Genomic DNA, 22,679 nt, shown 5'->3' with positions numbered 1-22,679 from the left:
TTGAAGATGAGCAAAAAGTACCGATTGTCAACTGGCAACAATATAAAAGCCTTGATTTTAGATCTTCAAACAATTGATTCACGAACATGCCCCAGGTTTACTCCTTCTTTCAAGTTGGTGTATTACCTGGCGGCTATCGCACTGATACTGGCTTCCTGTCATCCGAAAAACAGCGATACAGGTTGGCGAGAGCTCTTCAATGGGAAGGATTTGTCCGGCTGGGATACTTACCTGGGGCATCGGATTGGTGATTCCGTGAGCTCGATGCATAAAGAGCCTATTGGTTTGAATAACGATCCGGACCGGGTTTTCTCGGTGGTTAATGAAAACCGCGAGCAGGTGATCCGTATCTCGGGACAGGACTGGGGAGCGCTGACCAGTCAGGAAACTTTCAGTAACTACCATCTGCAATTGCAATTCAAATGGGGTCGTAAAAAATGGCCCCCCAAGGAAAAAGATAAACGTGACAGCGGCTTGCTATACCATGCCGTCGGTGAGCAGGGGGCAGATTATGGCTTCTGGATGAGATCACAGGAGTTCCAGATTCAGGAAGGCGATGTAGGTGATTATTGGGGCTGTGCCGGCGCTGTCATGGACATTCCGGCCAGGCAGGTGGATAGTTCCAGTTATATCTGGGATCCCTCGGCAGATTTGCTGACATTTCAGAATGGCACCCCGGTTGGCAGACATTGCATCAAAAGAGCTGATGCGGAAAATTCAATTGGTGCCTGGAATACGATTGATCTCTATTGTCATGGGGATACGGCTGTTCATATGGTGAACCACGTGGTCAATATGGTGCTGTACCATTCCAGGCAGGACGATGATGGAACCTTCACACCTTTGACCGGAGGCAAGATCCAACTGCAGTCCGAAGGTGCTGAGGTCTATTTCCGTAATGTGCGTATCCAGCCAATCGAACGGATACCAGCCGAGGTGCTGGAATAGCTAAGTCATGACTGGTGAAAGGTCAAAACGACCGGGAAGTGATTCATTCTGAAATTGACTGGAAGGAGACCGGATCACATGCTGTCCCGGGAGGCAATCCATCGGGATTTACATACACCATTCCATCTTCAATTTTGACGCGGTACGTTTCGATCTTTTCGGTATAAGGCGGAGGTGATTGACCATTGTGTGGATAATATTGATATCCGTGCCAGGGGCAGGTGATGTACCCGTCTACGATCTTGCCTTCCCCCAGCGGACCGTGCTGATGCCGGCATACATTGCTCACGGCAGCAATGTGGTTCCCGTCTCTGAAGACGGCGATGGATTCTCCATTGCAATGAATGATACGGGCACGCAGGTCCGGGATGGATGTTGCAGGGCCGACCGGGACCCATTCCGTCATTTTCCGGTCATTCAGCTGCATTTCCCGGCGACTCTTATGGGCCGCGACCAGATGCAGTATGGTAACCGATAAGGTTAATATGGTCAATAATACGATCCAGAGCCAGCTTTGATGATTCTGTAACAGGCCTAAAGCCACATGCATGACCAGTAAACCGTAAGCGATGTACACCGCCATATGGATACGCTTCCAGGCGCCTGGTTCCAGATTCGCCAACCAAAAATCATGGCTGGTTACAGCCATCAGCATCAGAATGACCAGGGCAACAAAACCCAGGACCTGAAACGGGAAATCGGTCAGCGACCCATAAGATACATTCGAAGTGAATAGAGACTCGATAATGCCAACATTCCCAAGACTGTGAAACTGGATGAGATTAAACACACCATGAACCAAGCCGATCACAAAGGTAGCGACACCCAAATGCCGCCGATTGTACAACAACGGTAAAAAACGGGCATTGATCCGGCATAACGGACCTATGGAGAGGACAATGTTGAGCATCAGAAATGCCAGCGTTCCCGTTGCCCGGATAATCCAGGTCTCAAGGGTGCCATTGGGAAAATAATACCATTGTGCCACCAGGAAGAGGCTCAGATATCCTACGATAAAAGATACGAGGATCGCATCGTACTTCCTTTTCTGGGTATTCCATTGTACGGGGAGGTAGTGGTTAGCCATTCTGGATCTTTGGGGGTGTTTCGGAATTCTGATCAGGCAGGACGTGGTCTTTTGCCGGTGGTTGAAATAATTTGTCCTGGACGACTGGGCGCGGTATTACCAGGACGGCCAGCGTAACCAGTGCCGGCAGTATCACAACCAATCCAATCCAGATCCGCCGGTGGTATCGCTGCAAATCCTGTTTCATACGGTTCGGGATTTGGATTTGCGGTAATGAATCCATAATCCGGGCCATAAAAGGACGGTGCCCGGTAAAAGCATCAATCGCATGAGGACTGAGGATCCGGGCATGCGGTCATCCATCCGGTTCACCAGGCTCACAAGGAACCAAATGGCAAAAAGGGAACCGCAAACCAGATAAATCAGAATAACGGTTTCAACCCAGTGGTAAACATCCATGATGGATGAAGGTACGTAATCTGGTCATTTTGTATCCCGGAGAATATCATACGATTAGGGTGCCGGCTTAATAAATGTATTCCAGCCCTACTTCAAATCCCACGATGCAGGTGCTGCAGTCGATGGAGAAGGTCTCCGGACGGTCGTCGATGTGTTCGGCGAAATTGACAATGATACCACCCATGGCATCCAGGCTGCCGTCGTCGTAGTCGTAGAGAAAGAAGGCGTAGTATTTGTCCACCGGATCGATGGTCAGTGCCGGACTGATGAGTGGAAAATTGATGGTCCTGCCTCCTGAAGAATTGGTGGTGTTGATCTTACTGCCCCAATAGACATCCTTGGGCGTTTTATTGTCGGATTCCAGGGTCAGCACATAAGGTAACAGCTCCGGGCCACTGCCATCGGCATCCCATGCCGCTCCGTTGGTCATGGTTTCCGGGAATTTGGTCACGCTCAATGAGGTGATTTTAATGGCGGAGGGTAAGGTCCGGGTCTGGCAAAATTCGCCTTCCCATCCGGTGGGACACTGACAGCTGCCGTCGACGCAGACACCATCATTCTGGCAGGTGACTCCTTCGCAGGGATCGGCTTTCTTACAGCTTTGAGCCAGAAGGATGAACGAGAAAATCAAAAGTGGTATGAATTGGCTGAATCGCAAGCGCTGTTCCATATTGCGGTTTTTCTTCCTGCGAAATTAAGGGCAATAGTCACGGTGGCGCATCAATCTTTCGGGTGATTTGGTCTGGAAGTTACACAGAGTGCCACGGAGGTTACACGGAGTGCCGCGGAGGCCGAAAGGAGTGCCACGGAGGTCGTGAGGAGAGTCAAGGAGTGGCAGACGGATTGCTTCGTCACCTTTCGGGCTCCTCGCAATGACAATTGGGTTGTGGTCGCTTTAAAAGGTTCTCGCCGGGGCAGGTGGATTGCTTCTTCGTCTTTCGGAGTTCTCGCCATAGCAGGAGGATTGCTTCGTCGCCTTTCAGGCTCCTTGCCATGACAATTGGGTTGCTTCGTCGTCCTTCGGACTTCTCGTTAAGACAGTCAGGCGCTTCGCAGGGACCTCCGGTAGCCCAGGGCACCGCCAAACCAAAGGATCATCCCCAGGGTCATCAGCCACTTGTGCGTGGCGCTGGTCATGGCACCGGTAAATACCAGGATGCTCGGAATCAGGGTCAGGGCCAGGCCGGCGATAGCGATCAAACCATAGATGTTTTTCATAATCGATGCGTTTAGGCGACCGCAGGACGGTTGCGTTGGACAATAAAGCTCAGCACGATGTACAGGAATACGGCAATAAACCAGCCGGGTAATCCCAGGAAAAAGATTTCGATACCCATAAACTGATTGATGACCAGGCAGGTGCCGAGCGTGAGGAACCAGGTTAGCGCGGCAGCCCAATTCCAGCCCATCTTCCGAATGGATGCCAGGTTCGACTGCAGTCCAAGTTTGGGGAAGATCCAATAGTCGATGAATATGATGGCACCCATGGGCATGAGCAATAACCCGTATAAAGCTACAAAATCCAGCAGGCGCATGACCAATGCCGGAAAACAGGCAGCCAGGGTCGTTACTGCTCCGACGATCAGGGTGACTTTCCAGGTGCGGGATTTGGGTAACACCGCCTGTACCGCAAGCCCCGCCCGGTAGATGGTCGGATTAGCGGTCGTCCATCCGGCGATGATCACACATACTGCACCGGCCAGTCCGGCCGCATAATAAGCAATGGGACCCGGGGCAAATTCCAGGCTGTTGTTCGACACCTGCAGGAAGACGGCATAGAGAATACCGGAAGCCAGCCAGGCAAAGTAATGGCCGACATACATGCCACCGGCCGAGGCAAAGCCGGCCGTCCATTTTTTTGCATAACGCAAGACAGACATGTCTGCCATCCCGATGTGCATGGCCATATTGCAGAACCAGGCGAAGAACAGGACATGCCAGAAGGTGAACTGGGATTGGTTTTCCAGCGGTACTCCGGTCCAGATCTTGGCTTTGGCCACCGACCAGAATTCGCCGACCGAATGGACGCCTAATTCCGGTAGTACGGCAATGGCAGCGGCAATGAAGACCAAGGGGAGCCAGGGAGCCGCCAGATTGGCAAAACGCGAAACCTGGTCATAGCCCAGCATGGCTACTACGGTGGTCACGGCTCCGACAATCAGCACGATGACAATCCAGGAAACACTGTGAGGCAGCCAGTCGCTCAGCTCCGCCATGGGCAAGTTGAAGGGGATACCCACCGCAGTCGCCGAAACAGCTATCATGGAACCGGCGAGAAAACAAAACATCAGGGCATTGACCAGATTGTATAAAGTGGTCAGGTTGCTACCGCAGATCTTTTCCAGTTTGTAATACAGCGTGATTCTTTCGCGGGTGGCGATGGGCGCCGTCAGGAATGCCCAGCTCAATACAGCCAGTAAATTGCCGAAAAACAACCCGAGTACCAGCTCTAATGCCCCGACACCGTGAGCTACAAAGAGTGGTCCGATTACAAATTCAGTACCAGCCGTATGCTCACCGGCATACATGCCTAAAAAGCTTCCCCAGGATTTCCATTTGGAGGAGGGTACCGGTTCTTTTTCAAATTCCTGGACGTCCTCCAGGCGCTTGGTCCATTTTGCTAACATTGTTCGGTTATTCGTTTTGTTTTGGGATATCACGTAAGCGGTATTTCTGCATGGCGTACCGCTTCTTTAAAAATTTCTTGGTCAATGGCTGGTCGGAAAGGACCATGGCCGCTCCTAATGCAGACCCCACCGGGGCCCGGGTCGTACGTACTTTGTACTCCGGAAGCCGTAAGGCCAGCAAGGTTACAAATACGTCATTTTCGGCAAATCCACCATCCAGATAGACCTTTTCAATGGATGATTTACCGATCGCCAGTCTCAGCGAGCGCTCCTGCACTTCGGCGAATTCGAGCATCAGTTGATGGTAAGCGGTGGGATAATCACTGAATGCGTGAATTTGATTTTCGGTTGGTTGCTTTCGTCTCCACGGAAGGTTTTCCAGGTTGAAGTAAACCTTATTCTCCTGAAGAATGCGGTGATAGATATCCGGTGCAAATCGTTGCTTCCTGAACTGTTTGCCATCCGTGTCAAAATGCTGCTCCAGTAATTGAACTTGCCTGGCAAACTCATGTCCCAGGAATAAGCGGGAAGCACGTACCGGTTGTCCGGAGGGCTGCATAAAAAGGAGGCAGTCCTGATTCAGGTCGTGCTGGGTTAGTGCCTGCTCAGCGAAAGGATTCATGCAGATGTTCCAGGTGCCTGTTGAAAGTAGTACAAATGGTTTTTTTTCTGCCCGGAGGTAAGGGATCAGCGCTGCTGAACTGTCATGGATACCGGGGCCGATCACAAATGACTTACCCAAAAGCTGCAGTGACAGGCTGGTTGGCACCAGCGGTGGAAGCTGCCATTCCAACCCTTCTTCGTACACCCAGTCGTGATAGTCCTGCTCAGCATAATTCCACAGCGCCGTATGACAGCCTACACTGGTAAACTCACTGACCGGGATGCCGGTTAGGCAGTAACTCAGGTACTGCGGTAGATGCAGAGACCAGCGGATCCGGTCAAAGATTTCCGGTTTCACATGCCGGAGCCAATACAGCTGGAGTCCTGAATTAAGCATTTCCAGTGAAGGTGAAGCTGTCTCTTTTGCGAGCTTATGAGCGGGTCCGTAGTGGTCGTAAAAGGATTGCAGGATTTCCGCAGGATAGGGTTTGAGGTAATTGTACAGTGGAGCAACAGGCTCACCCTGCTGGTCCAGGTGCACAAAGCTGGCCCCGTACGTTGAAAAATTTACAGCATCGATGCGGAATTTCTTAGCGGAACGCAATCGTTCCAGGGTATCCCGAATCCAGTCTACCAATGCATCCAGATTATCTGCGGGATCTCCGTCCTCATCCCAGATCTCTGCAATCTCCAGGACCTCCTGATGCACTATCTGATAATCTTCATCAAAGACAAAGCATTTCTTGTTGGTCTTTCCGATATCAAATACGACGGATCCTTTCATATCATAATCCGGTAGCTACGGTGACGGCACCACGGTCCCTGATCAGTTGTTTCCGGACCTCCAGTGTACGGTATAGCTGGATTGGATCCAGGGCAGCACCACTACGCAGCCGTGCTTCCCGGAGTAAGGGGCGGACATCGGTACGATAGGCTTGCTGGAGGATTTCCTGGGCCATCGTAACATCGTTGGTTTGCCGCGCTGATTCCAGCGCGCCCCGGTCAATGATCAGGGCCTGGGCATATGCCAGCCGGATCGCTTCCAGACTCTGCAGCAGGTCTTCCAGCGGGTCCTTCAGGTTGTGACTGGCATCGATCATCCAGGCCAGGTCCGGATTATCAGCCTGATTGTTTTCCATGCCGTAAACCAGTTCATTGAAGATCAGAAAGAGTTGATAAGGCTTGATGCTTCCTACGGTCAGGTCATCATCCCCGAATTTGCTGTCGTTGAAATGAAAGCCTCCCAGTTTGCCCTGCCACATCAGCGTGGAGACAATTTGCTCGATGTTGGTATTCGGGAGATGGTGTCCGAGGTCGACCAGGGTAAATGCTTTCGGTCCGCAGGCGTTGGCCAGCAGGAAGGAGGTCCCCCAGTCCTGGATGACCGTACTGTAAAAGTTGGGTTCGTAGGGCTTGTATTCAATGTACATCTTCCAGTCTTCCGGCAGATGATTGTAAATAGATTGCAGGCTTTCCCGGGTGCGTTCCAGTGCATGCCTGAAATTCAATTGACCAGGAAATGAGGATCCGTCGGCAAGCCATACGGTGATGCTTTTACTTCCCAGTTCCCTGCCATATTGGATCACTTCAATATTGTGGTCAATAGCCTGCTGCCGTTCGGTTTTGCTGGCGTGGCATAAGGAGCCGAATTTATAACTGTGGGCCTGACCTTTCTGATCCTGGAAGGTGTTGGAGTTGACGGCATCGAAGATCAGGTCGAATGAAGCAGCCAGCTCTTTCGTGGCCTCCGTGTCCTGCGGAATATCCCAGGGGATGTGTAATGAAATGCCGCCGGCAGACCGGGTGAGTGCATGCAATAAACCGACGTCTTCGATCTTCTGATCCAGATTGCCGGGTTCACCGCCGGTCGAAAACCGCCCAAAACGGGTGCCTCCGGCTCCCAGCGCCCAGGATGGGATGGCTACCTGCAGGTCCATCAGCCGGGTGAGCAGGTCATCCGTGGATAAGCCCTGATCTTCCAGTTGCATCTTTAAAAAAGCAAATGCATCGGCATGTGAACGCCGGTGTTTTTCATTGAAATCGTGGATCGTTTCCTGCTGGACTCTCATATCCTGGTTGATTGAATCTAAAAATAAAAATCTTCGCCGGCTTTATCCCGATTATCGGACAAATGCCTGTGCTACGCCACCGTCGACGTTCAGGGTGTTGCCGGTACTCTTGTCCAGGAGGGCCACAAAAGCGAAGACACCATTTGCAATGTCTTCCGGCCGGATGATGGCATGCAGCAGGTTGCGTTTCGCATAGTAAGCAGGCAGTTCTTCCACGCTGATACCGTAGGCTTTCGCCCGGCCCTCGGCCCAGGCGCCTTCCCAGATCTTACTGCCAATAATAACCCCATCGGGGTTGACGGTATTGACCCGGATGTGGTCGCCCGCCAGCTCTGCCGCCAGCAACCGGGTCATGTGTTGTTGAGCGGCCTTGGCGGTCCCGTAACCTACATTATTGGGGCCGGCTACGAGTCCGTTTTTACTGGCAATGGAAATAAAATCTCCACCTAATCCCTGTGCCTGCATCACGGCAGCACCGGCTTTCGCCAGCAGGAACTGCCCTTTCACCAGGACCTCCTGAAGTATGTTCCAGTCGGCTTCGGTGGTATCCTGCAATGACTTGGAAATAGCCAATCCTGCCGAGTGAACCACGATGTCCACGCCCCCGAATTCAAGACAAGCTTTTTTTATGGCGGACTCTACCGATGCAGATTTTGTTACATCGCAGACGGCATAGGTCGCCACATCCCGTGGGAATGTTCCTATGGCCTCCACCAGACGTTCTTCGACAATATCGGTCAGAACGATACAGGCTCCTTCAGCTGCCAGCTTGTCTGCGATGGCCTTTCCGATACCACCACCCCCACCGGATACCAGGGCTATTTTCCTGGATAAAGGTTTTTCTTTGGGCATCCGTTGCAGTTTCGCTTCCTCGAGGAGCCAGTATTCAATATTAAAGGCCTCCTGGCGGGGTAGGGCGGTATAGGTAGAGATGGCCTCGGAGCCGCGCATGACATTGATGGCATTAATGTAAAATTCAGCGGCTACGCGGGCCGTCTGCTTGTTCTTAGCAAAGGTGAACATGCCCACCCCCGGGTAGAGGATGACCACGGGATTGGGATCTCGCATAGCGGGGCTGTCGGGATGTTTGCAGCCTGCGTAATAGGCGGCATAATCGTCCCGGTATTGTTTGAACGCGGGCTCCAACTGTTGTTTTATCGAATTAGGGTCGCTTAGGTCGGCTCCTGGTTTCAGGTCAAGCACAAGGGGCTTGATTTTAGTACGGAGGAAATGATCGGGACAGCTGGTACCCAGAGGCGCCAGCTTAGCCAGGTCTTTGGAATTAACAAATTCCAAAACCTTGACGTCGTCGGTGAAATGACCGACCATCCGTTGTTCACCGGAGCACAGTCCGCGCAGAATGGGAGCAAGCATTGATGCCTGCTCGGAGCGGGCAGCTGGTGCCAGACTCTGAACGATGGATCCACCGAATACTGGACGCTCTTTACCCTCGCGGGCGGCAATGTATTCGGAAGCCTGTTCGATGACTTCCAGGCTGTTAAGGTAACATTCGTAGGAGGTGTCACCCCAGGTGAACAGGCCATGACTGCCCAGGACAATGCCCCGGATCCCTGGGTTTTCTGCCAGACAGCGTTCCAGTTGTAATCCCAGGTCAAAACCGGGACGCTGCCAGGGTACCCAACCCATCGTGTCACCCCATATTTCCCTGGTTATGGCTTCACCATCCGCTGCGGCAGCGATTGCAATCAAAGCATCCGGGTGCAGGTGGTCGATGTGTTTGAAGGGCAACATTCCGTGGAGTGGTGTATCGATGGATGGCGCAGCGCTGTTGAGGTCAAACAGGCAGTGCTGGAATAAAGCGACCATTTCATCTTCAAACTCCAGGCCGCGGTAGACATTCTTGAGGTCCCGTAACCTTCCGGTATACAATCCGGCGATCCCTTTACGGGTCAGGGTGCCGATATCCCCTCCGGAGCCTTTGATCCACATGACTTCCACTTCTTCACCGGTGAGGGGATCTTTTTCGATCGTTTTACAGGAGGTATTTCCTCCGCCATAATTGGTTATGCGCAGGTCTGCACCGAGTACATTGGACCGGTACAAAAATAAACCTACCTCATCGCCGGCTAAACGGGCAGCTTTTGCTTCATCCCACAGGTAGGATACGTATTTAAAGGCTTTGACTTCCATGCTATTAATTTTGATCAGGTTACAGATCTCCAAATTTACCAGACTCTCTTCAGAATAGTGTTCCGTACCATTCTGGTTCGCGCAATATTTTGCATTTTAAAGGTGTAATTCTCGGTGACCCGGGAGTAGAGCTATGCGCAAAATTCAACCGGAAACATTCCTGGAGATCAATGAATACTCCAAAACCCCGAAATACCGGCAAATCATCAATTCGGTGATCCGGGGCATCGAGCAGGGACTATTGCAACGTAATGACCGGTTGCCATCCGTCAATCAGTTGCTCATTGCCTTCGATATCTCACGGGATACCGTTGTCAAGGCCTACGACTATCTGAAGGAAAAGGAAATTATTGATGCTGTTCCCGGTAAGGGCTATTACATCAAAAGCGTGCAGATGCATCGACAGCACAATGTCTTTTTATTGTTCAATAAATTGAGCGCCCATAAAAAGATCATTTACGATTCATTTTCAGAAACGCTGGGTGATCAGGCAGCCATTGATTTTTTTATTTATAACAACAATTATCGCCTGTTTAAACAGTTGATCCGTGGGCACCTGAACAGGCCCTATACCCATTTTGTAATCATTGCCCATTTTCTGGATGGCGGTGACGATTTGCTGGAAGTTCTGGAAGGTATTCCCCGCGAAAAACTGATCGTACTGGATAAGCTGATCCCTGGTATTTCCGGAGACTATGCAGCGGTATACCAGGATTTTCGCAATGACATTTACTCGGCATTGACGCAGGCTTTGCACCTACTGAAAAAATACCGGAAGCTCAAGATCATCTTTCCACCGGATGGGTATCATCCCCAGGAGATCATTACCGGGTTCAGATCCTTCTGTCAGAAATACGGTTTCGAAACAACGATTGTTTCTTCCATTGCCGATGAAACACTGGAGCAGAAGGACGCTTACATTACATTGATGGAGGATGACCTGGTGCAATTGATCAAGAAGATCAAATCCCTGGGTTGGAAGGTGGGAGACGACGTCGGCATTCTTTCGTACAATGAGACACCACTCAAGGAAATTCTTCTCGATGGCATCACGGTGATGTCAACCGATTTTCATCAACTGGGAGCGACTGCCGCCAATTTAATCCTGAACGGAAAGAAGGAACATGTGATCAATCCTTTTTCGCTGGTGGTGCGCCATTCGCTATGAACAAGGCGGTGGAATTTCCAAAATCAAATGCTGATCACTCCAGCCTGAAGGTTAATGGACAAAATAACTTACCTTATAACCACTAATTCAAGAGCATGCCACGAATCAGCCACCTTTTCATCGGTCTGGTCTTCTTTTTACTTCAATGTGCGAATGAGGTGGTTCAGGAAGCCGATTACCATCCTATCGATCCGGTGACCAAACCCTGGACCCGCTGGTGGTGGCAAGGGAGTAGTGTGACCGAAGCCGGCATCAAAAAAGAACTGATTGCATTAAAAAATGCTGGATTTGGGGGCGTAGAGATCACTCCCATTTACGGCGTCATCGGGGATGAGGCCAACTTTATCCCTTACTTATCAGATGTCTGGGTACAGCGCCTGGAGTTTACTCTTCAGGAAGCCAGGCGAATGAATTTGGGGGCGGACCTGGCCACGGGGACCGGCTGGCCATTTGGTGGTCCGTGGGTGAATGATACGGATGCGTGTAAATACATTGCACACCGGATTTACAAACTCAGGCCTGGTCAGCATCTTGATCAACCCATCGTGTACGAGCAGGAACCGATATTGCGTTCGGTGACCAATCAGGTGTATCAGTTATACGGTTTACTGGCAGAGAAAGGAGAGAAACCGACTGGCTCGATGAGTTATCCGGAGCTATTGAAAGGACAACATACCCTGATGATCAGCGATTTGAAAGACCCGGTGGCTGCGAATGCAGATTTGCAGGGCCTGGCTCTGGATCAGGTACGCTTCAAAAAGCCACTTCCACTGGAAAGACTTATGGCTTATTCGGATGAGGGTGTTATTCTGGATCTTACGGAGCGCGTAGATTCATCCGGGAGGCTGGAATGGGTTGCTCCGGCAGGTGCCTGGACGCTCTATGCATTGTTCAGCGGCTGGCATGGCAAGATGGTCGAACGGGCAGCTCCGGGCGGAGAAGGCAATGTGATCGATCATTTCTCACATCAGGCCATTCGTGACTATTTGCAGCGATTTGATCAGGCATTTGCCGGGAAAAGCCTGAATGGACTGCGCGCCTATTTCAACGACAGCTATGAGGTGGATGATGCACGCGGTCAGGCTGACTGGACGCCTGATTTTTTGAATGCCTTTGCTTCAGCCCGAGGTTACCGGCTGGAAGAGCATTTGCCGGCATTTCTTGGCCTGGATGAAACAGAAGAAAACAAAAGAGTCCTTTCGGATTACCGCCAGACCATCGGAGAATTGTTACTCGGGACCTTTACCACCGACTGGAAAAACTGGGCGCACCGGCAGAACAAAATTATTCGTAACCAAGCCCATGGCTCACCAGCCAATATTCTGGATTTGTATGCGGCTAGTGATATTCCGGAGACGGAAGGCACCGATGTGATCAGGTCGAAAATGGCTTCCTCGGCAGCCCATGTAAGCGGGAAAAAACTGGCTTCAGCGGAGGCCGCCACCTGGCTGGATGAACACTTTCTTACCACCCTGGATCAGCTGAAGGAGAACATCGACCGGTATTTCCAGGCGGGGATCAACCATGTCTGCTATCACGGGACCTGCTATTCACCGGCCGGGGATCCCTGGCCGGGGCGGTTGTTTTATGCTGCCATTCATGCCAACGACAGGAATCCCTGGTGGCAAGATCTGGGCGCTTTGAATGTTTATGTCCAGCGATGTCAGTCGACCCTGCAGTCCGGATCGCCCGATAACGACGTATTGCTGTATTTTCCATATTTCGACCGGCTCGCCGATGCGGAAGGAGGAAACCTGGCGCATTTTGATGGTGGCGCTCAAGCCGCATCGCTGAAGGAATTCCGCCAGCTGGCCGATACGCTATACAACCTGGGGTTTGCATTTGATATCATCTCAGATGTACAGATTGCTGACCTGGAGGTGTGGAACCATCAATTGAAATCCAATGGTCAGGTTTACCGTTCCATTGTAGTCCCGCAAACCACCTACATGCCGGAAAGCACATTGGAACACTTGTTGTCGCTGGCCCGCCAGGGCATACCGGTCATTATTGAAAACGGACTCCCAATGGATGTTCCCGGGCTTTCCAATCTTTCAGCACGGCAGTCGACTTTCCGGAGTCTTAAACTTTCTGCCGAAAAGCTGGAAAATGTACAGGTAACGGGTGCCGTTATCGAAGTGTTGAACCGGTTGAAAATCCGGCGGGAAACACTGTTTGATACCGGGATGCGGGCGATCAGACGACAATCAGGGGATCAGACGCTGTATGTCATCACCAACTGGTCCGATACAAATTTTCAGGGATGGTTGCCGTTGTCAACGCCCGGTAAAACGGTGATGGTACAGGATCCCTGGAATGATCAGCAAGGTCAGGCACGTTTAAGAAAAAATGGGGAACTAGGGGTGGCGATATGGATAGCAATCCCGCAGGGAGGTACCCGTATTCTGCAGGTCGATCCCCGGGACCAACATCGTCCGTTCCTGGAAGTATACGAACCTGCAGGTGCACCGCTGGCAGTGGACGGCGAATGGACGCTGACCTTTGAACATGGGGGTGCCGAGCTCCCGGTGAGCAGGCAGTTATCCAAGCTGTTGTCCTGGACCGAATTGGAAGGGGAAGGCTATGCCGCCTTTTCAGGCACTGCCCGTTACGCTATTGATTTGATCTTGCCGGAACACAAACCGGATGCCTGGCGTCTGGACCTCGGCTCGGTGGCTAATTCTGCGGTGGTCATCCTGAACGGGGAGAAATTGGGGACGCTTATCGGACCAAACTATTCGATCGATGTCTCCCCGGAGAAGTTTTTACCGGTAAATAAACTGGAGGTCCTGGTGACCAACCGCATGGCCAACCGGATCATTGCCATGGATAAGGCACATACATTCTGGAAGCGCTTTTACAATGTTAATTTTCCGGCTAACCGGGCTGCGGACCGCGGTCCTGACGGCTTATTTACAGCGGAAAAATGGAAACCATTGCCTTCCGGATTGCTGGGGCCGGTGCAATTAATCCCACTGCAAAAGATGAACCCCCAATGAGCTTCCACTTTTCATTGAACCGCTTAAAAGCACCATTAAAATTAAAAGTGAAGCGGCGTCATTACCACCAGAAAGCCAGCTTAAGCCCCGGTTTCACAGGAAAGAAATTCATTCTGACGGGAATAATAGCCGTTATTTTGAGTTTAGCCGGATCATGGCATTGCGGGCGATCACATTCCATTGACCGGCAAGCGCTGGTCACCCGGCACAATGTCGTCCTGGATCATGTTGATACACTGGGTGCTTTGACCGTAGGAAATGGAGAATTTGCCTTCACAGTGGATGTGACCGGACTGCAGAGTTTCCCGGAAGCCTATGCAAATGGCATTCCCCTTTCGACCCAATCCCAATGGGGCTGGCATTCGATGCCCAATGACGCCAACTACCGGTATGAGGAAACACTTGATACCTTGCTGACCTGTGGTGACAGACCAGTTACCTATGCCACCCAATCCGGAAGTGGAAGGCGCGGAGAAGCCATAGAATGGTTTAGGCGTAATCCGCAGCGCCTGCAGTTGGGATTGACCGGACTTCAATTGACCCGCAGGGATGGATCTGCAGGGAACATGGCAGACCTGGAACAGATCCACCAGGTTTTGGATCTGTGGAACGGCGTTATCACCAGCTCTTTTGAGTTTGAAGGCGTTCAGGTGGAGGTTCAGACCCTGGTCCTACCGGACCAGGATGCTGTTGCTTTTCATATAACCTCAGATCTGATCCGGCAGGGGAGGTTGAAGGCCCGGATCTCATTCCCGTATGCAAAAACGTGTGCTGTTTGCCCTGGTTATGATTGGGATCATCCGGAGGCCCATACTTCCGTGATGTTGGACTCGGCGGATAACTTTGTCAACATTGGCCGTGTGCTTGACAGTGCCCGTTACATGGTCCAAATAGCCTGGCGTGATGCCCGGTTGGAGCGCCATGGCCCGCATGAATTTGACCTGGCTCCAAAACCGGATGCTGGCGTCCTGGAAGCTGTCATTTGCTTTCGACAAGAAAAAACTGATCGGATAGAGGCCGATTTTGCAGGTTTGAAGCTGCAAACAGAAGCTGCCTGGCACGCCTTCTGGAAGTCCGGCGGCGCCATTGATTTTTCTGCCTGCAGCGATCCTCGGGCACCGGAACTGGAGCGCAGGGTGATCCTGTCGCAATACCTGACCCGGATACAATGTGCGGGGACCATGCCACCACAGGAAACCGGGTTGACCGGCAACAGCTGGTATGGCAAAGCGCATCTCGAAATGCACTGGTGGCACGGCGTCCATTTTGCATTATGGGGAAGACCGGAATATCTGGAGAAAAGTCTATCCTGGTATGAACATATTCTTGGTCAGGCCCATTCCATCGCGATCCGGCAGGGTTATGACGGCGTGCGCTGGCCGAAGATGGTGGGACCGGAGGGGATTTCCAGCCCTTCAAGTGTCGGCGAATTCCTGGTTTGGCAGCAGCCACATCCCATCTATTTTGCGGAATTGATGTACCGCTGGCATCCGGACCGCCCGACCCTGGAACGCTATCAGGAACTGGTGTTCCAAACCGCAGCATTCATGACATCTTTTGCAAGACGGGACACCACCGACGGACTTTACCATTTATGCCCTCCACTGATCCCGGCCCAGGAAATCTTTCCTGTAGAGGAGACCCGTGATCCGGGCTTTGAGCTGGCTTATTGGTACTGGGGATTGAAGACAGCACAAACCTGGAGGCAGCGGTTGAATTTGCAGCCGGATCCCCGGTGGGCTGAAGTGCTGGATCAGCTGGCGCCCTTGCCTCAGGTAGAGGGTAAATATTTGCCCTCTGCTTCCAGTCGCGATGATTACCTCAATCCGGATAAACGTCGTGACCATCCGATCGTAACAGGCATTCTGGGCGTATTGCCACAAACGGCAAAAGTGGATCCTGACCTGGCCGAAAACACGTATCAGGAAATAAAAAACAACTGGCAATGGCAGACCACCTGGGGATGGGATTTTCCCATGCTGGCCATGGCTGCGGCCCGGTTGGGTCATCCGGAAGATGCCATCGACTGGCTCCTGATGGATGCTCCTAAAAACACCTACCTGAATAATGGACACAATTACCAGGATCAGCGCCTGAAACTGTACCTTCCCGGCAATGGTGGCTTGCTGACGGCGGTTGCCATGATGGCCACCGGATGGGATGGTGAGCAGGGCCACGCACCCGGTTTTCCGAAAAACGGGATGTGGAACATCCAATGGGAAAAGTTGGAATGCATGCCCTGACCCGTTCAGAATTTCTCCAGATTCCAGGTGTACCTTTGCAACTCACCAACTCCTGGTATCCAGTGAAGTATGAAAATATTGGTAGTTGAAGATGAATTGAAATTGCGTGAAAGCATCTGCGAATACCTGCAACAAGAGCAATACATCTGTGAAGTAGCCGGGACTATGCAAGAAGCCGACGTAAAATTGGATATGTATGAATATGACCTGGTAATTTTGGATTTAATGCTGCCCGACGGACTTGGGTTTGACTTGTTGAAGCAGATTAAATCAAAGACCCGGCCTATGGCTGTTCTTATCTTATCGGCTCGTCAGGCTGTTGATGACAAGGTTAATGGATTGAATTTAGGTGCTGACGACTACCTGACGAAGCCATTCCATTTTTCTGAATTAAATGCCCGGATAAAAGCATTACTACGCCGAAGGGTTTATTCATCAACGACTATTGAAATTCACGGGGATCTTGAAATTGATACGTCGGCCAGACAAATCCGTATCGGCGCAGAACTGGTCGAAGTGACCCGGAAAGAATACGATTTGTTGATGTATTTAGTGCTCAATAAAAACCGCGTAGTCACGAAGTCTGCCATAGCCGAGCATTTATGGGGAGATTACATGGATTTGGCCGATAATTTCGATCTGGTGTACAGTCACGTCAAAAATTTGCGTAAAAAAATCATGGACCGAGGAGGTCAGGACCCTATCCAAACGATTTATGGTTTGGGTTATCAATGGAAACCGGAATGAAATTACTGGTAAGTAATAATCGGCGCTTTTTCCCTTTTCTACTTTTGATCCTGGTTGCTTCGGGAGCCATTTTTTATGTGGTGGTACAAGCTATTGTACGGGAGGAGGCGGATGAAAAATTACTCAATAATGAAAAACGAATTATTCAAATTCTTGAAAAAGGGGAATTGCCGGTTTCCATTCCACCTCTGATTGAGGTCCAGGTATTATCGCCATTATTGCCTGATGCTACAAACTTTACAGACACCACCATCTTTGACCCGCTGGAAATGGAGAACGATTTGTTTCGTCAACTTTATTCACGTAAATCGATCAAAGGCCGCACTTTTGAAATCATCAACCGGAGCCCTATCCTTGATGCCAAAGAATTGATAGCGACAATAACAGCTCTTTCTGCACTCTTATTGCTTTTTTTATTTGGGAGCAGTTATTGGCTGAATCGCAGGGCCACCAGGAAGTTATGGAGTCCATTCTACCAGGTTTTGGCAAAATTAAGATCATTTAACGCCAATCAGGATCAGCCCATCCATTTACCGGCCACGGAGATTGATGAGTTTATTGATTTGAATTTTGAATTGACTACACTGATGGAAAAAGTGAGATTGGAATATAGCACTTTGAATGAATTTACCGGTGACGTAAGTCATGAACTTCAGACGCCGTTAAGTGTGATGCGCGCTAAATTGGAACAATTATTAAACGGGAACCCGAATAATCAGAACAGTTTACTATTTGAATTGTATGAGGAGGCGACTCACATGAGTAAAACGATCCAGGAGTTACTCCTGTTTGCCCGGATTGAAGGCAGGGAGTACAAGAGGGATATGACAGTACACCTGGATCAACTTCTGAGAGCTCAAATTTTTAGGATTCAGGAAATGGGATTGGGGGCTTCCATTCATTGGGAGTTGGATATTGAACCCGTCACCAAAAATGAGGTGAATAGCGGATTGCTTGACGTGCTGATTAAAAACCTAATGGAGAATGCCATTCGATACACCAGTTCAAAAGGCGCCATCCAGGTTATTCTCAAACCAACGATTTTGGAAATTAAAAATCAGGGTGATCAACCACTGGCACATCCTGAAAAACTTTTTAATCGATTTTATCGTGATTCCAATGCTGGCAAGCATTCCAGTGGGTTAGGTCTGGCAATGGTAAAAAAGATTGTCGATTTGCATGGCTGGGATTTGTCCTATCATTTCGGTCATGGGTATCATACATTTAAAATTGTTTTTCAGCCTTAAAAGAGTTCAGAATTAATCCAGAATTCAATCTCAATTTTGAATTAAAATTCAAAAGTAAAGTCATGAGAGTCTATTATCCAATGCTATTGTTTTTCCTTGTCGGAGGATTAACTGTATCCTGTGCTCAGTCAACCAAAAATGTCCCACAGGCAGTAATGCATGCCTTTAATGATCAATTTGAAGGTGCCTCGAAGGTCAAATGGCAACTTGAAGAAGGAAAAGACTGGGAAGCGGAGTTTCTACAAAACGGCCAGGAAATGTCAGCAACCTACACTTCAGAAGGCCATTGGCAGGAAACCGAAACGGAAATAGAGGCCAATGAATTGCCACAGGTGATCCTATCCACTTTACATACTCAATTTCAGAAATTACGCATCAGAGAGGCGGCTATCGTACAACGCCCGGAACTCGACAAGGCTTACGAAGTGGAGATAAAAAGTGGAAAAGAGGTTTTCGAAGTGTTACTTGATGAAACGGGAACAGTCCTTTCGACGTCAAATGAAAGTAGCGAAAAAGGTAAAAATTGATTAATCATTGTGGGTAAATTGAATATCGTGAAATACAGATGCATCCTATTGATATTGTTCCTGACACAAATTCTTAAGGCTCAAAATACCTTTAACTTTGTGGTTCAGGATAGCCTGACTGGGGAACCATTAATTGGTGTCAATGTATACATCACCGAGCTCAATAAAGGAACAGCCACCGATCTGGATGGCCAAGCTGCATTATCGAATATTCCGAATGGCACGTTTACCTTACGCTTTAGTTATCTGGGATTCAAGACCATCGAAATGCCATTTGCCTTTCCGCAGCCCGATCCGGCATTGACCCACACTATTTTAATGGCTGCTGAATCGGAAGCGCTGGATGAAGTGGTCGTATCCAGTTCCAGGACCAATGCACGTATTGAAGAGCTGCCGGTCAAGGTGGAGGTATTGGGCCAGGAGGAAATGGATGAAGAATCGACCCTGGTGCCCGGCGGAATCGGAAGCATTCTGGGTGACTTATCCATCATCACCGTCCAACGGGTCAATGCGGTCAATGGCAACGATGTGATCCGCATGCAGGGTCTTGACGCGCGATATACGCAGATCCTGAGGGATGGATTGCCTTTATACGGTGGTTTCTCGGGAAGCCTGGGTGTTTTGTCCATTCCTCCGCTGGATCTCAAACAAGTAGAGATCATTAAAGGATCGGCGTCTACTTTATATGGAGGCGGTGCAATAGGCGGATTAATCAATTTTATCTCCAAAACCCCGGGTAAAGAGCCGACCACCACCATGGTGCTGAATGGAACTACACTGGGGGAAGGAAATGTCAATCTTTTCACCAGTGCAACGAAGAATAAACTGGGATATACCTTCTTTACCGGCGGGAACCTGAAACCCGCCCGCGACGTGAATGGTGACGGCTTTGCGGAAGTGCCCTATGACGCGAGCTTTACGATGCATCCCCGCTTTTTTATTAACCTGGACAAGCAGACGGACCTCAATATAGGTTTTACCGGCACGTACAACCGCCGGAAGGGTGGCGACCTGCAGGCCATCCAATTTCAACCCACCCTGCGGCACCCTTTCTTACAAACTGAAGAAGCGCTGCGTACACTGGTTGACCTTCAGTTGCATCATACCCATAACAATCAGCAATGGACTGTCAAGTCCGCCGGGACCATTTTTGACCGTACCGTGACGCAGCCGGATTTTCATTTTCAGGGAAAACAGCTCAATTCGTTTACGGAGGTCAATGACCTGATTACCTGGTCGGGGCATTCCCTGGTCCTGGGCGGTAACCTGACCACGGAGTCGTTTCAACTAGGTAAATCGGATGAAGTGCAGTTTGATGACTATCATTTTGTGGTACCTGGTTTATTTGCGCAGGATGACTGGCAGTTCACCCCCAAATTGTCACTGGAGACCGGCCTGCGCTGGGATCATCACAATGTTTACGGCAGTTTTATACTTCCCCGGGTGGCTTTCTACTACCGTCCTGTCCAGGATGTTTCCATCCGGCTGGCCTATGGCACGGGATATAAAGCGCCTGCACTGTTCGATGTTGCCGAACCTTCGCCTTATTTACTTCCCGTCCCGGGGGCCTTGCTTCCGGAGCGCTCCGGTGGATTTAACGCCGATGCCAACTGGTCTGCTTTGATAGGCGATGCGCTTGGAATTACGCTGAATCAGGCCTTATACCTGACCAATATCCGGAATGCCAATTTACTGGTCACCAATCCCATCGACCAGACCATCCACATAGTGAACAGTGAAGGGGCAGTTAAGAGTTACGGCACGGACACCTACATTCAGATGGATTACCATGGGTTGGAACTGTACTTTGGCTTTAACTACACCGACGCATTTCGGGATGATAACGGCGAAAAAGTAAACCTGGCCTTTAATCCCAAGATTAAAATTTCCGATGTCATCGCCTATGAGTTGGGTGATAACTGGCGTATGGGCATCGAGTCCAGTTTTAGCGGTAGACAATACATCGAGAACAATGAGCGTGTTCCCAACTTCTGGTTTTGGGCAGCCATGGTGGAGCGTAAATTCAATTTTGGAAGCCTGGTCCTGAATTGTGAAAATGTGTTCGACGCCCGGCAATCCAACTATGGACCTCTTGTGACCAACACAGGAGGCATGCCGGTCTATACCTCGCTATGGATGCCGGTGGAAGGCCGGGTGGTCAATTTAGCGCTGCGTATCAAGACGTAGGTTAGTCAATTGTTTTAACAGAATTTGATGGATTATGAGTCATCCGGATTTCAGAAATAAAGTCGCGGAAATAACCCTCCTTTTTTGGTTGATGAAAATCGTTGCAACCACACTCGGAGAAACATTTGGTGATTTTTTGTCAATGACTATGAATTTAGGCTACCTATTGTACAATCAAGTGCCCTAATTAGCCTGAAAGTCAGAATAAGGACCAATCAGGGTAAATTCCTGCCATAATACAAAGACACTTCCCGCAACACCGGAACATCCTTGCTGTCCAGGATCCGGATCCGGATCTTCTCCGTGGTCAGAGGCGGGAATCGCAGTAGCCGTTTGTGTCCGATCGTCGTCTGTTTGGCAATCAATTGAAATTGGCCATCTTTCCAGATGTCTACGGCAAAAGATTTTACGCGCTGGCCGAGTGGTAAATATTCCTCCAGGGATAAAACATTGAATGTGTCCGCCGGATTGACCGGAATGATCAGTTCTGCCGTTTTGCCCGAGGCGGCCCAATAGGTATCTGGCTTGCCATCGGTGAGGTGGTCGGGTTGTGAACCGGGATCGGCATGATTCGTTGATGCCTGGACCATGGCCTTCAGGATCAGGTTCTGTGCAAAAGCCTTATCCAGCATTTGGCGGAATTCCATCAGCCGGGTTGAGTCATTGGGATGGATCAATCCTTCACGGTCGACCGGTACATTGAGCAGGAAGTTGCCATTGCGGCCCACGGAAGCGAAATAGATGTCTGTCAGTTCCTTCAGCGACTTAACCTGATCGTCGGTGGATGGACTGTAAAACCAACCAGGACGGATGGATACATCGCATTCGGCCGGAACCCATTTTTCACCGTCTTCATCGCCTCTGTTAAGAACACTGGTAGGCGGCGAGCCCGCACCCGGAGTAAATCCGTCGATGTTAAGGGTACTCCAGTTGGTGACCCCGGCATAGCCCCGCTCATTTCCTACCCAGCGGCAACCGGGTCCGACGTCGCTAAACATGATGCAATGGGGATGAATGTCCAGCACGGTCTCATGGAATAAAGGCCAGTCATAGACCTGTTTTTTCCCGTTGGGCCCTTCTCCATTTGCTCCATCGAACCATTGTTCAAAGACATTCCCATAATTTTCATGGACTTCCCGCAGGGTATTGGCGTAGATCTGGTTGTATTCCGGGGTGCCATAGGCCGGATGATTGCGGTCCCAGGGAGACAGGTAAACCCCAAAGAGCAGCCCGTATTTTTTACAGGCTTTGGACAACTCCCGCAGGACATCGCCTTTGCCATTTTTCCAGGCGCTTTCACGGACGGTGTGTGTCGAATATTTGCTGGGCCACAGGCAGAACCCGTCGTGGTGCTTGGCCGTAATGATGATACCTTTCATGCCGGCTTTCTTAGCCGTGGCGGCCCACTGGTTGGCATTAAGCCTGGTGGGATTAAAGACTTTGGGGTCTTCAGTACCCATACCCCATTCCTTGTCGGTAAAAGTGTTGGGTCCAAAATGGATGAACATGTAATATTCGAGCTCCTGCCAGTTGAGCTGGTCGGTAGTTGGTAGCTGACCGTAGGGCAGGAGAGACTGAGTGTAAGCCATTTGCATAAATGCAACCGCAAACAATAAAAAGTGGATTGATCGGAAAGTTTTTTTCATGGCATCAAGACTTGCCGGGAAGTTAATCAAA

18 protein-coding genes and 1 pseudogene are annotated in these 22,679 nt (G+C 50.3%); 9 read left to right on the top strand and 10 right to left on the bottom strand.

Going from position 1 to position 22,679, the window contains the following annotated elements:
• Positions 1 to 6: 6 nt before the first annotated feature.
• Entirely contained in the window at positions 7 to 948 is a 942-nt protein-coding gene (locus tag H6570_14230) for a DUF1080 domain-containing protein (protein MCB9320436.1), read from the top strand.
• Between the two features lie 43 nt (positions 949 to 991).
• Here the strand turns inward: H6570_14230 and H6570_14225 are convergent, their stop codons facing one another.
• The 9 genes from H6570_14225 to H6570_14185 all read right to left on the bottom strand — a co-directional run bounded on the left by H6570_14225 (position 992) and on the right by H6570_14185 (position 9,884).
• Entirely contained in the window at positions 992 to 2,035 is a 1,044-nt protein-coding gene (locus H6570_14225) for a ferric reductase-like transmembrane domain-containing protein (protein ID MCB9320435.1), read from the bottom strand.
• Complete coding sequence (locus tag H6570_14220; GenBank protein ID MCB9320434.1) at positions 2,028 to 2,222, bottom strand: hypothetical protein; 195 nt, start codon at positions 2,220 to 2,222, stop codon at positions 2,028 to 2,030. Before H6570_14220 ends, H6570_14225 begins: the two co-directional genes overlap by 8 nt.
• A gap of 279 nt (positions 2,223 to 2,501) precedes the next feature.
• Positions 2,502 to 3,104: a calcium-binding EGF-like domain-containing protein gene (locus H6570_14215; GenBank protein MCB9320433.1), complete on the bottom strand. Its 603-nt coding sequence runs from the start codon at positions 3,102 to 3,104 to the stop codon at positions 2,502 to 2,504.
• 50 nt (positions 3,105 to 3,154) lie between these two features.
• Entirely contained in the window at positions 3,155 to 3,388 is a 234-nt protein-coding gene (locus H6570_14210; GenBank protein ID MCB9320432.1) for a hypothetical protein, read from the bottom strand.
• Positions 3,389 to 3,475: 87 nt separating this feature from the next.
• Entirely contained in the window at positions 3,476 to 3,652 is a 177-nt protein-coding gene (locus tag H6570_14205; GenBank protein MCB9320431.1) for a hypothetical protein, read from the bottom strand.
• Between the two features lie 11 nt (positions 3,653 to 3,663).
• Positions 3,664 to 5,061 carry a hypothetical protein gene (locus H6570_14200; GenBank protein MCB9320430.1) on the bottom strand — a complete coding sequence of 466 codons (1,398 nt, stop codon included), beginning with the start codon at positions 5,059 to 5,061 and terminating at the stop codon, positions 3,664 to 3,666.
• 7 nt (positions 5,062 to 5,068) lie between these two features.
• Positions 5,069 to 6,448 (bottom strand): carbohydrate kinase, encoded by a 1,380-nt coding sequence (locus tag H6570_14195; protein MCB9320429.1) that lies wholly within the window; start codon positions 6,446 to 6,448, stop codon positions 5,069 to 5,071.
• Between the two features lies 1 nt (position 6,449).
• Complete coding sequence (locus H6570_14190; GenBank protein ID MCB9320428.1) at positions 6,450 to 7,733, bottom strand: sugar isomerase; 1,284 nt, start codon at positions 7,731 to 7,733, stop codon at positions 6,450 to 6,452.
• Positions 7,734 to 7,784: 51 nt separating this feature from the next.
• A complete protein-coding gene (locus H6570_14185) occupies positions 7,785 to 9,884 on the bottom strand; it encodes a bifunctional aldolase/short-chain dehydrogenase (GenBank protein MCB9320427.1) in 2,100 nt (699 codons plus the stop codon).
• Between the two features lie 133 nt (positions 9,885 to 10,017).
• Between H6570_14185 and H6570_14180 the strand changes: the two genes are divergently transcribed.
• The 8 genes and pseudogenes from H6570_14180 (at position 10,018) to H6570_14145 (ending at position 21,171) form a co-directional block, all read left to right on the top strand.
• Complete coding sequence (locus H6570_14180) at positions 10,018 to 11,052, top strand: GntR family transcriptional regulator (protein ID MCB9320426.1); 1,035 nt, start codon at positions 10,018 to 10,020, stop codon at positions 11,050 to 11,052.
• Positions 11,053 to 11,147: 95 nt separating this feature from the next.
• Entirely contained in the window at positions 11,148 to 14,051 is a 2,904-nt protein-coding gene (locus H6570_14175) for a glycoside hydrolase family 2 protein (GenBank protein ID MCB9320425.1), read from the top strand.
• 47 nt (positions 14,052 to 14,098) lie between these two features.
• Entirely contained in the window at positions 14,099 to 16,294 is a 2,196-nt protein-coding gene (locus H6570_14170; protein ID MCB9320424.1) for a hypothetical protein, read from the top strand.
• 69 nt (positions 16,295 to 16,363) lie between these two features.
• Positions 16,364 to 17,041 carry a response regulator transcription factor gene (locus tag H6570_14165; protein ID MCB9320423.1) on the top strand — a complete coding sequence of 226 codons (678 nt, stop codon included), beginning with the start codon at positions 16,364 to 16,366 and terminating at the stop codon, positions 17,039 to 17,041.
• Positions 17,038 to 18,288: a HAMP domain-containing histidine kinase gene (locus tag H6570_14160; protein ID MCB9320422.1), complete on the top strand. Its 1,251-nt coding sequence runs from the start codon at positions 17,038 to 17,040 to the stop codon at positions 18,286 to 18,288. Before H6570_14165 ends, H6570_14160 begins: the two co-directional genes overlap by 4 nt.
• 62 nt (positions 18,289 to 18,350) lie before the next feature.
• Positions 18,351 to 18,815 (top strand): PepSY-like domain-containing protein, encoded by a 465-nt coding sequence (locus H6570_14155; GenBank protein ID MCB9320421.1) that lies wholly within the window; start codon positions 18,351 to 18,353, stop codon positions 18,813 to 18,815.
• A 27-nt stretch (positions 18,816 to 18,842) separates the two neighbouring features.
• Complete coding sequence (locus H6570_14150; GenBank protein MCB9320420.1) at positions 18,843 to 21,002, top strand: TonB-dependent receptor; 2,160 nt, start codon at positions 18,843 to 18,845, stop codon at positions 21,000 to 21,002.
• 34 nt (positions 21,003 to 21,036) lie between these two features.
• Positions 21,037 to 21,171 (top strand): annotated as a pseudogene (locus H6570_14145) (hypothetical protein).
• Positions 21,172 to 21,217: 46 nt separating this feature from the next.
• Here H6570_14145 and H6570_14140 read toward each other — a convergent pair.
• On the bottom strand, positions 21,218 to 22,648 hold the full coding sequence (locus H6570_14140; GenBank protein ID MCB9320419.1) for an alpha-L-fucosidase: 1,431 nt from the start codon (positions 22,646 to 22,648) through the stop codon (positions 21,218 to 21,220).
• Between the last annotated feature and the right edge of the window lie 31 nt (positions 22,649 to 22,679).

This window comes from Lewinellaceae bacterium (genome assembly GCA_020636135.1).
In the GTDB taxonomy this organism is placed as follows: domain Bacteria; phylum Bacteroidota; class Bacteroidia; order Chitinophagales; family Saprospiraceae; genus JAGQXC01.
Note: the sequence above shows the minus strand (reverse complement) of the source record. Positions and strands in the feature narration are given on the sequence as shown.

What these genes read in the sequence shown, in the direction of transcription:
- H6570_14195 (MCB9320429.1), bottom strand. Translation starts at nt 6,448, where the DNA reads ATGAAAGGATCCGTCGTATTTGATATCGGAAAGACCAACAAGAAATGC.
- H6570_14225 (MCB9320435.1), bottom strand. Translation starts at nt 2,035, where the DNA reads ATGGCTAACCACTACCTCCCCGTACAATGGAATACCCAGAAAAGGAAG.
- H6570_14215 (MCB9320433.1), bottom strand. Translation starts at nt 3,104, where the DNA reads ATGGAACAGCGCTTGCGATTCAGCCAATTCATACCACTTTTGATTTTC.
- H6570_14200 (MCB9320430.1), bottom strand. Translation starts at nt 5,061, where the DNA reads ATGTTAGCAAAATGGACCAAGCGCCTGGAGGACGTCCAGGAATTTGAA.
- H6570_14155 (MCB9320421.1), top strand. Translation starts at nt 18,351, where the DNA reads ATGAGAGTCTATTATCCAATGCTATTGTTTTTCCTTGTCGGAGGATTA.
- H6570_14205 (MCB9320431.1), bottom strand. Translation starts at nt 3,652, where the DNA reads ATGAAAAACATCTATGGTTTGATCGCTATCGCCGGCCTGGCCCTGACC.
- H6570_14220 (MCB9320434.1), bottom strand. Translation starts at nt 2,222, where the DNA reads ATGAAACAGGATTTGCAGCGATACCACCGGCGGATCTGGATTGGATTG.
- H6570_14175 (MCB9320425.1), top strand. Translation starts at nt 11,148, where the DNA reads ATGCCACGAATCAGCCACCTTTTCATCGGTCTGGTCTTCTTTTTACTT.
- H6570_14160 (MCB9320422.1), top strand. Translation starts at nt 17,038, where the DNA reads ATGAAATTACTGGTAAGTAATAATCGGCGCTTTTTCCCTTTTCTACTT.
- H6570_14185 (MCB9320427.1), bottom strand. Translation starts at nt 9,884, where the DNA reads ATGGAAGTCAAAGCCTTTAAATACGTATCCTACCTGTGGGATGAAGCA.
- H6570_14140 (MCB9320419.1), bottom strand. Translation starts at nt 22,648, where the DNA reads ATGAAAAAAACTTTCCGATCAATCCACTTTTTATTGTTTGCGGTTGCA.
- H6570_14230 (MCB9320436.1), top strand. Translation starts at nt 7, where the DNA reads ATGAGCAAAAAGTACCGATTGTCAACTGGCAACAATATAAAAGCCTTG.
- H6570_14180 (MCB9320426.1), top strand. Translation starts at nt 10,018, where the DNA reads ATGCGCAAAATTCAACCGGAAACATTCCTGGAGATCAATGAATACTCC.
- H6570_14190 (MCB9320428.1), bottom strand. Translation starts at nt 7,733, where the DNA reads ATGAGAGTCCAGCAGGAAACGATCCACGATTTCAATGAAAAACACCGG.
- H6570_14165 (MCB9320423.1), top strand. Translation starts at nt 16,364, where the DNA reads ATGAAAATATTGGTAGTTGAAGATGAATTGAAATTGCGTGAAAGCATC.
- H6570_14210 (MCB9320432.1), bottom strand. Translation starts at nt 3,388, where the DNA reads ATGGCGAGAACTCCGAAAGACGAAGAAGCAATCCACCTGCCCCGGCGA.